General features: G+C 63.2%; 11 protein-coding genes and 1 tRNA gene. 11 read left to right on the forward strand and 1 reads right to left on the reverse strand.

Annotation, left to right across the window (positions count from 1 at the left end; translation table 11 throughout):
- Positions 1 to 242 precede the first annotated feature (242 nt).
- The 11 genes from EOA79_RS20810 (at position 243) to EOA79_RS20860 (ending at position 13,974) form a co-directional block, all read left to right on the forward strand.
- On the forward strand, positions 243 to 632 hold the full coding sequence (locus EOA79_RS20810; RefSeq protein WP_245322379.1) for a metal-dependent hydrolase: 390 nt from the start codon (positions 243 to 245) through the stop codon (positions 630 to 632).
- 36 nt (positions 633 to 668) lie between these two features.
- Positions 669 to 744, forward strand: a tRNA-Trp gene (locus EOA79_RS20815).
- Positions 745 to 1,101: 357 nt separating this feature from the next.
- A complete protein-coding gene (gene secE, locus EOA79_RS20820) occupies positions 1,102 to 1,305 on the forward strand; it encodes a preprotein translocase subunit SecE (protein ID WP_066989573.1) in 204 nt (67 codons plus the stop codon).
- 26 nt (positions 1,306 to 1,331) lie between these two features.
- Complete coding sequence (gene nusG, locus EOA79_RS20825) at positions 1,332 to 1,856, forward strand: transcription termination/antitermination protein NusG (protein ID WP_066989575.1); 525 nt, start codon at positions 1,332 to 1,334, stop codon at positions 1,854 to 1,856.
- A gap of 159 nt (positions 1,857 to 2,015) precedes the next feature.
- The gene (gene rplK / locus EOA79_RS20830) at positions 2,016 to 2,444 is read left to right on the forward strand and encodes a 50S ribosomal protein L11 (RefSeq protein WP_059189557.1); all 429 of its coding nucleotides are present in this window, start codon (positions 2,016 to 2,018) and stop codon (positions 2,442 to 2,444) included.
- Positions 2,445 to 2,448: 4 nt separating this feature from the next.
- The gene (gene rplA / locus EOA79_RS20835; protein ID WP_095824692.1) at positions 2,449 to 3,147 is read left to right on the forward strand and encodes a 50S ribosomal protein L1; all 699 of its coding nucleotides are present in this window, start codon (positions 2,449 to 2,451) and stop codon (positions 3,145 to 3,147) included.
- Positions 3,148 to 3,533: 386 nt separating this feature from the next.
- A complete protein-coding gene (rplJ, locus tag EOA79_RS20840; RefSeq protein WP_066989579.1) occupies positions 3,534 to 4,052 on the forward strand; it encodes a 50S ribosomal protein L10 in 519 nt (172 codons plus the stop codon).
- 54 nt (positions 4,053 to 4,106) lie between these two features.
- Positions 4,107 to 4,487, forward strand: a complete 381-nt coding sequence (rplL, locus tag EOA79_RS20845) for a 50S ribosomal protein L7/L12 (protein WP_066989581.1) — start codon at positions 4,107 to 4,109, stop codon at positions 4,485 to 4,487.
- A 266-nt stretch (positions 4,488 to 4,753) separates the two neighbouring features.
- Positions 4,754 to 8,890: a DNA-directed RNA polymerase subunit beta gene (rpoB, locus tag EOA79_RS20850; RefSeq protein ID WP_066989583.1), complete on the forward strand. Its 4,137-nt coding sequence runs from the start codon at positions 4,754 to 4,756 to the stop codon at positions 8,888 to 8,890.
- Positions 8,891 to 9,035: 145 nt separating this feature from the next.
- Positions 9,036 to 13,232 (forward strand): DNA-directed RNA polymerase subunit beta', encoded by a 4,197-nt coding sequence (rpoC, locus tag EOA79_RS20855; RefSeq protein WP_095824852.1) that lies wholly within the window; start codon positions 9,036 to 9,038, stop codon positions 13,230 to 13,232.
- A 76-nt stretch (positions 13,233 to 13,308) separates the two neighbouring features.
- The gene (locus tag EOA79_RS20860; protein WP_095824691.1) at positions 13,309 to 13,974 is read left to right on the forward strand and encodes an O-methyltransferase; all 666 of its coding nucleotides are present in this window, start codon (positions 13,309 to 13,311) and stop codon (positions 13,972 to 13,974) included.
- A gap of 25 nt (positions 13,975 to 13,999) precedes the next feature.
- Here EOA79_RS20860 and EOA79_RS20865 read toward each other — a convergent pair whose 3' ends face one another.
- The gene (locus EOA79_RS20865; RefSeq protein ID WP_095824690.1) at positions 14,000 to 14,929 is read right to left on the reverse strand and encodes a Gfo/Idh/MocA family oxidoreductase; all 930 of its coding nucleotides are present in this window, start codon (positions 14,927 to 14,929) and stop codon (positions 14,000 to 14,002) included.
- Positions 14,930 to 15,096: the final 167 nt, after the last annotated feature.

The following is a 15,096-nucleotide window of genomic DNA, read 5'->3' on the forward strand; positions in this document are numbered from 1 at the left end:
GGCCTTACAAGCCGCCGGCCGGGAAATCGTAGCCGAAGATGCTGGGTTTCTGCAAAATTCCGAAAAGATGACGCCGCAAAGACACCGCAGGGTCGTTGCATCAATGTGAGACGACCTTGCATGCTGATTGCCCATCTCCCATCGGGCTATATTCTGGGAAGGCTCGCGCGAAGACGGCGACGGGAGGCATCCGATGTGGTGGCTGCCGCAATGCTCGGCAGCGTGTCATCCCGGACATCGACATGCTCTATTTTTACCTGATCGATGGCGGTCGCACGCACCATCATGCCTACATCACGCATTGGCCGTTGTTCTGGGCCACGATCGGGACGGTGAGCGTGTCGGGCGGTCGGTTGTTGGGGTCGCGGCGTCTGCCGTCGATCGCCATCTTCTTAGCCGGAGCCATGGTGCATATGGCGCTCGACACGGTGGCATCGCCGATCATGTGGTTGGCGCCGTTCAGTCATCGCCCGTTTGAGCTCGTGGCGGTTCCGGCCAGCCATGGGAACTGGGTCCTGAACTTCGTTCTGCATTGGACTTTCGCGCTTGAACTCGTGATCTGCGCATGGGCCCTGGGGCTTGGATGGCTGCGATCGGCGCTTCCGGCCGACGCGTCTCAAAAGGGCTCTTGAGTTCTCATCGGCTTTGTGAAATAGCAGCGCCCGTATACGGGCATAGCTCAGTTGGTAGAGCGGCGGTCTCCAAAACCGCAGGTCGTAGGTTCGAGCCCTGCTGCCCGTGCCACCTCCCATGGCAGACTGAAGGTGGGTGCGCTCCGCCGTTGAAAACCGGGGGCGGCTTGCCATATAGCGAAAACTGGGGCATAAGGCCCCGCATAGCCGGGACGGAACGACTGGATGGTTCCGAGGCGGCGCTAAAACATAAAGCGGAACACTTGCCACTTGCGTGGACCAAGAATCGGTTTTATGTAGACTGAACAGACACGCGACGCGTGGAGCTGGGAAGCCGGCTTTACGCGTCTGATTTGCGTGGGCGAAATGGTGGTGCTGATTCGGCGCCGGCACGAAGTCCAGGCGGCACGTCCCGGCCAGCGGGATCATCCAGGAGACCCGGCCAACGGGTCTTGAAGACAGGCGGCAGATGGCTTCGAAAACCACAAACCCTTTCACCTTTCTCCAGCAGGTTCGCGCGGAGACGGCCAAGGTGACATGGCCCTCGCGCCGCGAGACTATGATCTCGACGGTAATGGTCCTGGTTTTTGCGCTCATCGCCATGATCTTCTTCTTCACCGCCGACATAGCAATGGGCTATGCGATCGAGTGGATTCTGGGCCTCGGACATTAAGTTCGGCGATACGGAGAGGTCGTGAAATGACGCGGTGGTACATCGTCCACGCTTATTCGAACTTCGAGAAGAAGGTCGCCGAGGACATCGAGAACAAGGCCAAGCAGAAGGGCCTGTCGGGCGAGATCGAGCAGATCGTGGTGCCGACGGAGAAAGTCGTCGAGATACGCCGCGGCCGCAAGGTCGATGCGGAGCGCAAGTTCTTCCCCGGTTATGTGCTCTTGAAGGCCAACCTGACGGACGCCGTATTCTCGCTGGTCAAGAACACGCCGAAGGTCACCGGCTTCCTTGGTGACTCCAAGCCCGTGCCGATCACCGAAGCCGAGGCGCAGCGCATCCTGAACCAGGTTCAGGAAGGCGTCGAGCGCCCGAAGCCGTCGGTCACCTTCGAGATCGGCGAGGCGATCCGCGTCTCGGACGGTCCGTTCGCGTCGTTCAACGGCTTCGTCCAGGAAGTGGACGAGGAGCGGGCGCGCCTCAAGGTGGAAGTTTCGATCTTCGGGCGCGCGGTGCCCGTCGATCTCGAATTCGGACAGGTCGAAAAGGGCTGATCCGAAGGTCCCCGTCCGAGAGGCAAAGGGATCGGCGGCGCGAAGGAATGGCGCTGCCATGAGCGGGTGGGAGGCGAATGCGGCTTAGCCGGCCGCTGGAACCGCACCACCAGACTGCAACCGCCGGTTTTCCCGGCATGAGAAAAGGCAGGAATAGAGATGGCTAAGAAAGTTGCAGGCCAGCTCAAGCTCCAGGTTGCCGCGGGCTCGGCCACGCCGTCGCCCCCGATCGGCCCGGCGCTTGGTCAGCGCGGCATCAACATCATGGAGTTCTGCAAGGCGTTCAACGCGCAGACCCAGGAACTGGAGAAGGGCTCGCCCATCCCGGTCGTCATCACCTACTACCAGGACAAGTCGTTCACCTTCGTCATGAAGACTCCGCCGGTGAGCTACTTCCTGAAGAAGGCCGCCAACCTGAAGTCTGGATCGAAAGAGCCGGGCAAGGTCAAGGCCGGCACGATCTCGCGCGACAAGGTGCGCCAGATCGCCGAGCAGAAGATGAAGGACCTCAACGCAAACGACGTCGAAGCGGCCATGCGCATGGTCGAGGGCTCCGCCCGCTCGATGGGCCTGGAAGTGGTGGGCTAAGATCATGGCAAAGATTGCAAAGCGTGTTGCCAAGAGCCGTGAAGGCATCGACCCGAACAAGGCCTATGCGCTCTCTGAGGCGCTGCAGCTGCTGAAGGACCGGTCCACGGTGAAGTTCGACGAGACGGTCGAGGTCGCGATGAATCTCGGCGTCGATCCGCGCCATGCCGACCAGATGGTCCGCGGCGTTGTCAACCTGCCGAACGGCACCGGCCGGTCGGTGCGCGTCGCGGTGTTCGCGCGCGGCGACAAGGCCGAAGAAGCCAAGGCCGCCGGCGCCGATATCGTTGGTGCCGAGGACCTCGTCGACATCGTCCAGAAGGGCACGATCGATTTCGATCGCTGCATCGCTACTCCGGACATGATGCCGCTGGTCGGCCGTCTGGGTAAGGTGCTCGGCCCGCGCGGCATGATGCCGAACCCGAAGGTCGGCACCGTGACCCCCGATGTCGCGGCCGCCGTCAAGGCCTCGAAGGGCGGCGCCGTCGAGTTCCGCGTCGAGAAGGCCGGCATCGTCCAGGCCGGCGTCGGCAAGGTCTCGTTCGACGTCAAGGCGCTGGAAGAGAATGTGCGGGCCTTCGCCGATGCGGTGAACAAGGCCAAGCCCGCCGGCGCCAAGGGCAACTACGTCAAGAGGGTGTCGGTCACCTCGACGATGGGCCCTGGCCTCAAGCTCGACATCGCGACGCTCGCCGCGTCGTAAATGTCGCCTGACCGGCTTCCGGCCGGTCGCAAAAGATTTCCGGACCGCCGATCCGTCGGCGGCCCGGTAACCCGGGGGCCGAAAGGTTTCCGGATATCCTGTCCGAGATTGCAGGCGGCCGGCCTTGGTTCAAAAGGGGGCCTTAATTCATGTGGGCCTGCATGAGACGGGTGAAGACCCGACAAAGGAGCGAAAAGTTCCAATGAAAGGTTCGAACCGTGTTTGCCTTTTGTCAGCACATCAACCGGCCTTGCCGGCGGGTGTGGCGAAAGGGGGCAGGATCCTCGAGCGCCGTTCGGGAGATCCGTTTGTGGATGGCCCGGCCGGCAAAAGGCAACCCGACTTCTGACCTCGTGAATGGGGCAGGGGTCAACTGGAGATAGGCAGTGGACAGAGCGGAAAAACGCGAACTCGTCACGGGCCTGAACGAAGCGTTCTCGAACGCGGGTTCAGTGGTCGTGGCCCACTACGCCGGTATCACCGTCGCGCAAATGAACGACCTTCGGTCGAAGATGCGCGCCGCCGGTGGCACCGTCAAAGTCGCGAAGAACCGTCTCGCCAAGATCGCTCTTCAGGGCACGGACTCCGCATCGATCGTCGATCTGTTCAAGGGACAGACGCTGATCGCTTATTCGGAGGATCCGGTTGCGGCGCCGAAGATCGCGTCCGAGTTCGCCAAGGGGAATGACAAGCTGATCATTCTCGGCGGCGCAATGGGCTCGACCTCGCTCAACGCCGACGGTGTCAAGGCACTCGCCACGATGCCGTCGCTCGACGAGCTGCGCGCCAAGCTGGTTGGCATGATCGCCACGCCGGCAACCCGGATCGCCCAGATCGTCAATGCGCCCGCGGCTTCGGTCGCGCGCGTCATCGGCGCTTACGCCCGGAAGGACGAGGCGGCATGAGGCCGTTCCTCGCTGTCAACAACACACGTTCGAACCAAGTAAAGGAATACACAAATGGCTGATCTGGCAAAGATCGTAGACGACCTTTCGAAGCTGACCGTCCTCGAGGCGGCCGAGCTGTCGAAGCTCCTGGAAGAGAAGTGGGGCGTTTCGGCTGCTGCTCCGGTGGCGGTTGCCGCTGCTGGCGGTGGCGCTGCCGCTGCTGCTGCTCCGGCTGAAGAGAAGACGGAATTCGACGTCGTTCTCGCCGACGCCGGCGCCCAGAAGATCAACGTCATCAAGGAAGTCCGCGCCATCACCGGCCTTGGCCTCAAGGAAGCCAAGGACCTGGTCGAGGCGGCTCCGAAGCCGGTCAAGGAAGGCGTTTCCAAGGCCGATGCCGACAAGTTCAAGGCTCAGCTGGAAGCAGCTGGCGCCAAGGTCGAGCTGAAGTAAGCCTTATGGTTGAGGGCGGACGGCCTCGCGCCGGCCGCCCCCTCCCTTGACGAAAGGGAGGCTTCGTTGCGCGAGACGTTTGAAAACCTCTTTCCTGAGGGCCGGAAGCGGCCTTCAGGAAACGGGTTTTCTCCCGTTTTTACCGGCAGCCCCCCAAGCAATTGGAAGGGCGGCCGGAAAACAGACAGGGGCGGCCGGCGAGCGGCCCATTGGTGCAAGGCGAACCGCGGCGAGGTTCGCCCCGAGTTTTGAGCTAAGGAGCGACGATGGCCCAGACCCAGACTTTCAATGGCCGCAGACGCGTACGCAAGTTCTTCGGGAAGATCCCGGAAGTTGCGGAGATGCCGAACCTGATCGAGGTTCAGAAGGCATCCTATGACCAGTTCCTGATGGTGGACGAGCCCAAGGGCGGGCGTCCGGACGAGGGGCTGCAGGCTGTTTTCAAGTCGGTCTTCCCGATCTCCGATTTTTCCGGCTCCTCGATGCTGGAATTCGTGAAGTATGAGTTCGAAGGACCGAAATTCGACGTCGACGAATGCCGTCAGCGCGACCTGACCTATGCTGCGCCGCTGAAGGTGACGCTGCGCCTCATCGTGTTCGATATCGATGAGGATACCGGCGCGAAGTCGATCAAGGACATCAAGGAGCAGGACGTCTATATGGGCGACATGCCGCTCATGACGTCGAACGGCACCTTCATCGTCAACGGCACCGAGCGCGTCATCGTCTCGCAGATGCACCGTTCGCCGGGCGTCTTCTTCGACCACGACAAGGGCAAGTCGCACTCGTCGGGCAAGCTTCTGTTTGCCGCGCGCGTCATCCCCTATCGCGGCTCGTGGCTCGACATCGAGTTCGATTCCAAGGACGTGGTCCACGCCCGCATCGACCGCCGCCGCAAGATTCCGGTGACGTCGCTGCTGATGGCGCTCGGCATGGACGGCGAAGAGATCCTGTCGACCTTCTACAACAAGATCACCTACAAGCGTGCCGGCGACCACTGGCGCATCCCGTTCAATGTCGAGCGCTTCCGCGGCCTCAAGGCTGTCGGCGACCTGGTCGACGCCGACACGGGCGAGATCGTCGTCGAGGCCGGCAAGAAGATCACCGCCCGCCAGGCCCGCCAGCTCGGCGAAAAGGGTCTCAAGGCGATCAAGGCGACCGACGAGGACCTGCTCGGCAACTACCTGGCCGAGGACATCGTCAACTACGCCACCGGCGAGATCTTCCTCGAGGCCGGCGACGAGATCGACGAGAAGACGCTGAAGGTGCTGCTCGGCACCGGCGAGGACGAGATCCAGATCCTCGACATCGACCACGTCAATGTCGGCGCCTACATTCGCAACACGCTCGCCGTCGACAAGAACGAGAGCCGCCAGGACGCGCTGTTCGACATCTACCGCGTCATGCGTCCGGGCGAGCCGCCGACGCTCGAGACCGCCGAAGCCATGTTCAACTCGCTGTTCTTCGACAGCGAGCGCTATGACCTGTCGGCTGTCGGCCGCGTCAAGATGAACATGCGCCTCGAGCTCAAGGCCGAGGACACCGTGCGCGTGCTGCGCAAGGAAGACATCCTGGCCGTGGTCAAGACGCTGGTCGAGCTGCGCGACGGCAAGGGCGAGATCGACGACATCGACAATCTCGGCAACCGCCGCGTCCGCTCGGTCGGCGAGCTGATGGAGAACCAGTACCGCGTCGGTCTGCTGCGCATGGAGCGCGCGATCAAGGAGCGTATGTCCTCGATCGAGATCGACACGGTCATGCCGCAGGACCTGATCAACGCCAAGCCGGCGGCCGCCGCCGTGCGCGAGTTCTTCGGCTCCTCGCAGCTCTCGCAGTTCATGGACCAGACCAACCCGCTGTCGGAGATCACCCACAAGCGTCGCCTGTCGGCGCTTGGACCGGGCGGTCTGACCCGCGAGCGTGCCGGCTTCGAGGTGCGCGACGTGCATCCGACGCACTACGGCCGTATCTGCCCGATCGAGACGCCGGAAGGCCCGAATATCGGTCTGATCAACTCGCTCGCCACCTTCGCGCGTGTCAACAAGTACGGCTTCATCGAGAGCCCGTACCGCAAGATCGTCAACGGCAAGCTGACCAATGAAGTCGTCTATCTGTCGGCGATGGAGGAGGCCAAGCACCACGTCGCGCAGGCCAACGCCGAGCTCGATAAGAACGGCAGCTTTGTCGACGAGTTCGTCATCTGCCGCAACGCTGGCGAGGTGATGATGGCGCCGCGCGAGAACGTCGACCTGATGGACGTGTCGCCGAAGCAGATGGTGTCGGTGGCGGCGGCCCTCATCCCGTTCCTCGAGAACGACGACGCCAACCGCGCGCTGATGGGCTCGAACATGCAGCGTCAGGCCGTGCCGCTGGTGCGTGCCGAGGCGCCGTTCGTCGGCACCGGCATGGAGCCGGTCGTGGCCCGTGACTCAGGCGCCGCCATCGGTGCCCGCCGCGGCGGCGTGGTCGACCAGGTGGACGCCACCCGTATCGTTATCCGCGCCACCGAAGATCTCGACCCGGGGAAGTCCGGCGTCGACATCTACCGGCTGATGAAGTTCCAGCGTTCGAACCAGAACACCTGCATCAACCAGCGTCCGCTGGTGCGTGTCGGCGACCGGGTGAACAAGGGCGACATCATCGCCGACGGTCCCTCGACCGAGCTCGGCGATCTGGCGCTCGGCCGCAACGTGCTGGTCGCGTTCATGCCGTGGAACGGCTACAACTACGAGGACTCGATCCTGCTCTCCGAGCGCATCGTGGCCGACGACGTCTTCACCTCGATCCACATCGAGGAGTTCGAGGTCATGGCCCGCGACACCAAGCTCGGACCGGAGGAGATCACGCGCGACATTCCGAACGTCTCGGAGGAAGCGCTGAAGAACCTCGACGAGGCCGGTATCGTCTATATCGGCGCGGAAGTGCAGCCGGGCGACATCCTGGTCGGCAAGATCACGCCGAAGGGCGAAAGCCCGATGACGCCGGAAGAGAAGCTCCTGCGCGCCATCTTCGGCGAAAAGGCCTCGGACGTTCGCGACACCTCCATGCGCATGCCTCCGGGCACCTTCGGCACGGTCGTCGAAGTGCGCGTCTTCAACCGCCACGGCGTGGAGAAGGACGAGCGCGCCATGGCGATCGAGCGCGAGGAGATCGAGCGTCTGGCCAAGGACCGCGACGACGAGCAGGCGATCCTCGATCGCAACGTCTATTCGCGCCTGTCGGACATGCTGGTCGGCAAGGAAGCGATTGCCGGGCCGAAGGGCTTCAAGAAGGGCTCGAAGCTGTCGAAGGACACGCTCGACGAGTATCCGCGCTCGCAGTGGTGGCAGTTCGCCGTGGAGAACGAAAAGCTCCAGAGCGAGCTGGAAGCCCTGCGCGGCCAGTACGACGACTCCAAGAAGGCGCTCGAGCAGCGCTTCATGGACAAGGTCGAGAAGGTGCAGCGCGGCGACGAGATGCCTCCGGGCGTCATGAAGATGGTCAAGGTCTTCGTAGCGGTGAAGCGCAAGATGCAGCCGGGCGACAAGATGGCCGGCCGTCACGGCAACAAGGGCGTGGTGTCGCGCATCGTTCCGGTCGAGGACATGCCTTTCCTCGAGGACGGCACGCATGCCGATATCGTGCTCAACCCGCTGGGTGTGCCGAGCCGCATGAATGTCGGCCAGATCCTGGAAACGCATCTGGGCTGGGCCTGCGCCGGCATGGGCAGGAAGATCGGCGAGCTGATCGACGCCTACAAGGCTGGCGGCGACATCAAGCCGCTGCGCAAGACGCTGGAAAGCTTCATGCCTTCCAACGACCGCAACGAGCCGGTCCGCGACTATGACGACGAGAGCATCATTCGCCTGAGCGAACAGATGCGCCGCGGCGTCTCCATCGCGACTCCGGTGTTCGACGGCGCGCACGAAGCCGACATCAACACCATGCTGCAGCAGGCGGGCCTGCACACCAGCGGTCAGTCGCAGCTTTATGACGGCCGCACCGGCGAGCCGTTCGATCGCAAGGTGACGATGGGCTACATCTATATGCTCAAGCTTCACCACCTGGTGGACGACAAGATCCACGCGCGCTCGATCGGTCCGTACTCGCTCGTCACCCAGCAGCCGCTGGGCGGCAAGGCGCAGTTCGGTGGCCAGCGCTTCGGCGAAATGGAGGTCTGGGCGCTGGAAGCCTACGGCGCCGCTTATACGCTGCAGGAGATGCTGACGGTGAAGTCGGATGACGTTGCCGGACGCACCAAGGTCTACGAGGCAATCGTGCGCGGCGACGATACGTTCGAAGCCGGCATTCCCGAGAGCTTCAACGTTCTCGTCAAGGAGATGCGCTCCCTCGGCCTCAATGTCGAACTGGAGAACACCAAGTTCGAAGACGCTGCCGTGCGGCTGCCCGATGCTGCCGAATAAGGGCGCGGCCGAACAAGGGTAATGGCGCGCCGCGAACAACGTGGCGCGCCCAACAAATTCTCGGCCGGTCAGGCCGGCCAGTCTGCGGGCACTCGGCCCGCGCTCGATGCAAGGGGTTTTCGAGGACCCCGAAAAGGAGAACGGCATGAACCAAGAGGTCATGAATCTCTTCAACCCCCAGGCGCCTGCGCAGGTGTTCGATTCCATCCGGATCTCGCTCGCCAGCCCTGAGAAGATTCTGTCCTGGTCGTTCGGTGAGATCAAAAAGCCGGAGACCATCAACTACCGCACCTTCAAGCCGGAGCGTGACGGTCTGTTCTGCGCGCGCATTTTTGGTCCGATCAAGGACTACGAGTGCCTGTGCGGCAAGTACAAGCGCATGAAGTACAAGGGCGTCATCTGCGAAAAGTGCGGCGTCGAAGTCACGCTGTCGCGCGTCCGCCGCGAGCGCATGGGCCATATCGAGCTCGCCGCCCCCGTCGCCCATATCTGGTTCCTGAAGTCGTTGCCCTCGCGCATCGGCACGCTGCTCGACATGACGCTGAAGGATATCGAGCGCGTCCTCTACTTCGAGAACTACATCGTCACCGAGCCTGGCCTCACCGCGCTGAAGGAGCACCAGCTGCTCAGCGAGGAAGAGTACATGCTGGCCGTCGACGAGTATGGCGAGGACTCTTTCACCGCCATGATCGGCGCCGAGGCCATCCATGACCTGTTGGCCGGCATGGATCTGGAGAAGATCGCCGGCGATCTGCGCTCGGAGCTGGCTTCGACGTCGTCCGAGCTCAAGCAGAAGAAGCTGCTGAAGCGGCTCAAGGTCGTCGAGAACTTCATGGAATCCGGCAACCGTCCGGAATGGATGATCATGAAAGTCGTCCCGGTGATCCCGCCGGACCTTCGCCCGCTAGTCCCGCTGGACGGCGGCCGCTTCGCCACGTCCGACCTCAACGACCTCTATCGCCGCGTCATCAACCGCAACAATCGCTTGAAGCGGCTGATCGAGCTGCGCGCGCCCGGCATCATCGTGCGCAATGAAAAGCGCATGCTGCAGGAGGCCGTCGACGCGCTGTTCGACAACGGCCGCCGCGGGCGCGTCATCACCGGCGCCAACAAGCGTCCGCTGAAGTCGCTGTCCGACATGCTCAAGGGCAAGCAGGGCCGGTTCCGCCAGAACCTGCTCGGCAAGCGTGTCGACTATTCCGGCCGCTCGGTCATCGTGACCGGTCCGGAACTCAAGCTGCATCAGTGCGGCCTGCCGAAGAAGATGGCGCTGGAGCTGTTCAAGCCTTTCATCTATGCCCGCCTCGACGCCAAGGGTTTCTCCTCGACCGTCAAGCAGGCGAAGAAGCTGGTCGAGAAGGAGCGTCCAGAGGTCTGGGATATCCTCGACGAGGTTATCCGCGAGCATCCGGTGCTCTTGAACCGCGCGCCGACGCTGCACCGCCTCGGCATCCAGGCGTTCGAGCCGATCCTGATCGAAGGCAAGGCGATCCAGCTGCATCCGCTGGTCTGCACGGCCTTCAATGCCGACTTCGACGGCGACCAGATGGCGGTCCATGTGCCGCTGTCCCTGGAAGCGCAGCTCGAAGCGCGCGTGCTGATGATGTCGACCAACAACATCCTGCACCCGGCCTCCGGCGCGCCGATCATCGTGCCGTCGCAGGACATGGTTCTCGGTCTCTACTATCTGTCGATCGTCAACCAGAACGAGCCGGGCGAAGGCATGGTGTTCGCCGACATGGGCGAGCTCCAGCATGCGCTGGAGACCAAGGCGGTGACCCTGCACGCCAAGATCAAGGGCCGCTTCCGCACCGTCGATGCCGAAGGCAAGACGGTGTCGAAGATCTATGAAACCACGCCCGGCCGCATGATCATCGGCGAGCTTCTGCCGAAGAACGTCAACGTACCGTACGACATCGCCAACCAGGAGATGACCAAGAAGAACATCTCCAAGATGATCGACACCGTCTACCGCCACTGCGGCCAGAAGGAGACGGTCATCTTCTGCGACCGCATCATGGCTCTCGGCTTTGCGCATGCCTGCCGCGCCGGCATTTCGTTCGGCAAGGACGACATGGTGATTCCGGACACCAAGCTGAAGCTGGTCTCCGATACCGAGGCTTTGGCCAAGGAGTACGAGCAGCAGTACAATGACGGCCTGATCACGCAGGGCGAGAAGTACAACAAGGTGGTCGACGCCTGGGCCAAGTGCTCAGAGAAAGTCGCCGACGAGATGATGGCCCGCATCAAGGCGGTCGAGTTCGAGGAAAACGGCCGTCAGAAGCCGATGAACTCGATCTATATGATGTCGCATTCGGGTGCGCGCGGTTCGCCCACCCAGATGCGCCAGCTCGCCGGCATGCGCGGCCTGATGGCCAAGCCTTCGGGCGAGATCATCGAGACGCCGATCATCTCGAACTTCAAGGAAGGCCTCACCGTGCTCGAGTACTTCAACTCGACCCACGGCGCCCGCAAGGGTCTGGCCGACACCGCCTTGAAGACGGCGAACTCGGGGTACCTGACCCGCCGTCTGGTTGACGTGGCGCAGGACTGCATCGTCAATTCGCTGGATTGCGGCACCGACAAGGGCCTCACCATGCAGCCGATCGTCGATGCCGGCCAGATCGTCGCCTCGGTCGGTCAGCGCGTGCTCGGCCGCACGGCGCTCGACGACATCAACCACCCGGTCTCCGGCGAAGTGCTGGTCAAGGCCGGCAAGCTGATGGACGAGCGTGACGTGGAGCAGATCGAGAAGGCCGGCGTCCAGTCGGTCCGCATCCGCTCGGCGCTGACCTGCGAGGTCAGGACCGGCGTCTGCGCGGTCTGCTACGGTCGCGATCTTGCCCGCGGCACGCCCGTCAATCAGGGCGAGGCCGTCGGCGTCATCGCGGCGCAGTCGATCGGCGAGCCGGGCACCCAGCTCACCATGCGCACCTTCCACATGGGCGGCACCGCGCAGGTGGTGGATTCTTCGTTCCTCGAAGCCTCCTATGAGGGCAAGGTCGAGATCCGCAATCGCAACGTGGTGCGCAACTCCGAAGGTCAGCAGATGGTGATGGGCCGCAACATGGCGGTTCTGATCCTCGACGAGGCCGGCAAGGAACGCGCCACGCACCGCGTCGCCTACGGCTCGCGCATTTTCGTGGATGACGGCGACAAGGTGAAGCGCGGGCAGCGCATCGCCGAGTGGGATCCTTACACCCGGCCGATCCTCACCGAAATCGAGGGCAAGGTGGCGTTCGAGGATCTGGTCGACGGCATCTCCGTTCAGGAGACGGCCGACGAGTCGACCGGCATCACCAAGCGTGAGGTCATCGACTGGCGTTCGACGCCGCGCGGCAGCGACCTGAAGCCGGCGATTGTCGTGCAGGACGCCAAGGGCAAGGTGGGCAAGCTGTCGAAGGGCGGCGATGCACGCTTCCTGCTCTCGGTCGAGGCCATTCTCTCGGTCGAGCCGGGCGCGCATGTCCGTCCGGGCGACGTGCTTGCGCGTATCCCGATGGAAAGCGCCAAGACCAAGGACATCACCGGCGGTCTGCCGCGGGTGGCCGAACTGTTCGAGGCTCGCCGTCCGAAGGATCACGCCATCATCGCCGAGATCGATGGCACGGTCCGCTTCGGCCGCGACTACAAGAACAAGCGCCGCATCATCATCGAGCCGCACGACTCGACGCTGGAGCCGGTCGAGTACCTGATCCCGAAGGGCAAGCCGTTCCATCTGCAGGACGGCGACGTCATCGAGAAGGGCGACTACATCCTCGACGGCAACCCGGCGCCGCACGACATCCTGGCGATCAAGGGCGTGGAGGCGCTTGCGTCCTACCTCGTCAACGAGATCCAGGAGGTCTACCGCCTGCAGGGCGTGTCGATCAACGACAAGCACATCGAGGTGATCGTTCGCCAGATGCTGCAGAAGGTCGAGATCACCACGCAGGGCGACTCGACCTACATTCCGGGCGACCACGTCGACGTGATCGAGCTGGAAGAGGTCAACGAGCGGCTGATCGAGGACGGCAAGAAGCCGGCCGAAGGCCAGCCGGTGCTGCTCGGCATCACCAAGGCCTCGCTGCAGACGCCGTCCTTCATCTCGGCCGCCTCCTTCCAGGAGACGACCAGGGTGCTGACGGAAGCCGCGGTCGCCGGTAAGACCGACATGCTGCAGGGTCTGAAGGAGAACGTCATCGTCGGCCGCCTGATCCCGGCCGGCACGGGCGGCACGATGAGCCAAATAAGGCGCATCGCCAACTCGCGCGACGAGCTCATCATCGACGAGCGCCGCAAGGCTTCGGGTGTCGAGGTCGCCGAGCCGATGCTGACCAACATGGTCAACGCCGCGCAGTAAGCGCGGATGCAATGAGAGAAAGAAAAGGGGCCCGCGTGGCCCCTTTTTTCATTCGGGTTATGAACGAGGAAAAACCATGAGCGCCAGGACCTGGACGGCTGTCGACAACTACATCGTCTCCTCTCTTTTCGATGCGGATCCCACGCTTGACGCGGTGCTTGCGGCCAACCGCGAGCAGGGCCTGCCGGCGATCGACGTCTCGGCCGCGCAGGGCAAATTGCTTTCGCTTCTGGTGCGGATTCGCGGCGCAAGGAAGGTGCTCGAGATCGGCACGCTCGGTGGTTACTCGACCATCTGGATGGCAAGGGGCCTGCCTGCCGATGGCAGAGTAGTGACGCTGGAGCTTGAGCCGCACCATGCCAAGGTCGCGCGTTCGAACTTCGAGCGGGCAGGGGTTTCCGACAAGGTGGATCTGCGGCTCGGGCCAGCTCTTCAATCGCTAGCAGCCTTGGTCAGCGAAAATGCCGGTCCGTTCGACCTGACCTTCATCGACGCCGACAAGCCGAACAACCCGAATTATCTCAGCTGGGCCATGCGGCTGTCGCGCTCCGGAACGGTGATAGTCTGCGACAACGTCATCCGCGACGGCGCCGTGCTTAAGGATGACGGCCGCGACGAAAACGTCGTCGGCGCCCGCGCGGCGTTCTCCTTCATCGGCGGCGAGAAGCGGCTTGACGGCACCGCCATCCAGACCGTCGGCGCCAAGGGCTATGACGGATTTGCGATTGCGATCGTGGACTGACGCCGGCGCTGCACGGGGCTTGCTGTTAATCGAAGAAAGGCTCGACCACATTGCGCTTGCCGAGCATGAAGGCGTCGGCGACGTGCTGGAGCGGGGCCAGGTCGACGTCGGAGATGCCGGCGCGGACAATCTCGGCGAAACGCTTGTAGAGCATCGGATATTCGGCTTCCGGCTCGTCATGGATGATCTTGCCGTCGACGGCGAGCTTTGCGCCGCCGCCCGAAAGCACCATCTTGCCCTTGTCGGTCTCGGCCAGGATGTCCCAGCTCTGCGGACCGGTCTGCAGCCAGTCGAGCTCCATTGTCACCGGGAGCCCGTTCGAGGTGCGGAAGGTGACATGCGCCGCGACCGGCGAGGCGCGGTTCTCGGGGAAGTCGAGCACGGCCGAGGTGATGAACATCGGCGGCAGGATGTGGGTGGCGATCGATAGCGCGTTGATGCCGGGATCGAACACGCCGAAACCGCCCGGCGCCCAGATCCATTCCTGGTTCGGGTGCCAGCGGCGCACGTCTTCCTTCCAGTTGATCGCCGCCGAGTCGATTCTGGCCGAAGCCAGGAAGGCGCGCGCGGCCTCGACCGCCGGCGCGTAGCGCGAATGCCAGCTGGCGAAAAGCGAAACGCCTTTCTTCGCGGCAATCGCCTTCAGGTGCTCGACCTCGCTGACGGTGGCGCCCGGCGGCTTCTCCATGAAGACGTGCTTTCCGGCCTCGAGCGCGGTACGCGCGGCGTCATAGCGGAACTGCGGCGGCATGCAGAGCGAGACGGCTTCCAGGCCCGGCTCGGCCTTAAGCATCGCCTCGATCGTCGGATAGTTCGGGATGCCGTCCACCTTGCCGTGGCGGCTGGCGGCGGCCGCAAGCCGATAACTGCTGTCCTTGGCCAGTGCCGGAAGATGCTGGTCGCGGACGATCTTTCCCACGCCGACGATACCGATCCTGATGGGGTTGCTGGTCATTGGGACTCCGAGGGATGGAAGAAGTAGGTGTTCTTAGGCAGGACAACGGTGCCCGGCAAGCCTGGACGAAATCGTGATCTCGCGATTCCCGTCCGGGATCAGCTCGGCTCGTCGAAGGTAACGATCGAGACTTCGCCCTCGAGCGCGCCCTGATAGGCGGACAGATG

The organism is Mesorhizobium sp. M1A.F.Ca.IN.020.03.2.1, from assembly GCF_004023205.1.
Classification (GTDB): Bacteria; Pseudomonadota; Alphaproteobacteria; order Rhizobiales; family Rhizobiaceae; genus Mesorhizobium.

Excerpts from the sequence above, each read along its gene's own strand:
- EOA79_RS20810 (WP_245322379.1), top strand. The coding sequence starts at position 243 with ATGCTCTATTTTTACCTGATCGATGGCGGTCGCACGCACCATCATGCC.
- secE (WP_066989573.1), top strand. The coding sequence starts at position 1,102 with ATGGCTTCGAAAACCACAAACCCTTTCACCTTTCTCCAGCAGGTTCGC.
- nusG (WP_066989575.1), top strand. The coding sequence starts at position 1,332 with ATGACGCGGTGGTACATCGTCCACGCTTATTCGAACTTCGAGAAGAAG.
- rplK (WP_059189557.1), top strand. The coding sequence starts at position 2,016 with ATGGCTAAGAAAGTTGCAGGCCAGCTCAAGCTCCAGGTTGCCGCGGGC.
- rplA (WP_095824692.1), top strand. The coding sequence starts at position 2,449 with ATGGCAAAGATTGCAAAGCGTGTTGCCAAGAGCCGTGAAGGCATCGAC.
- rplL (WP_066989581.1), top strand. The coding sequence starts at position 4,107 with ATGGCTGATCTGGCAAAGATCGTAGACGACCTTTCGAAGCTGACCGTC.
- rpoB (WP_066989583.1), top strand. The coding sequence starts at position 4,754 with ATGGCCCAGACCCAGACTTTCAATGGCCGCAGACGCGTACGCAAGTTC.
- rpoC (WP_095824852.1), top strand. The coding sequence starts at position 9,036 with ATGAACCAAGAGGTCATGAATCTCTTCAACCCCCAGGCGCCTGCGCAG.
- EOA79_RS20860 (WP_095824691.1), top strand. The coding sequence starts at position 13,309 with ATGAGCGCCAGGACCTGGACGGCTGTCGACAACTACATCGTCTCCTCT.
- EOA79_RS20865 (WP_095824690.1), bottom strand. The coding sequence starts at position 14,929 with ATGACCAGCAACCCCATCAGGATCGGTATCGTCGGCGTGGGAAAGATC.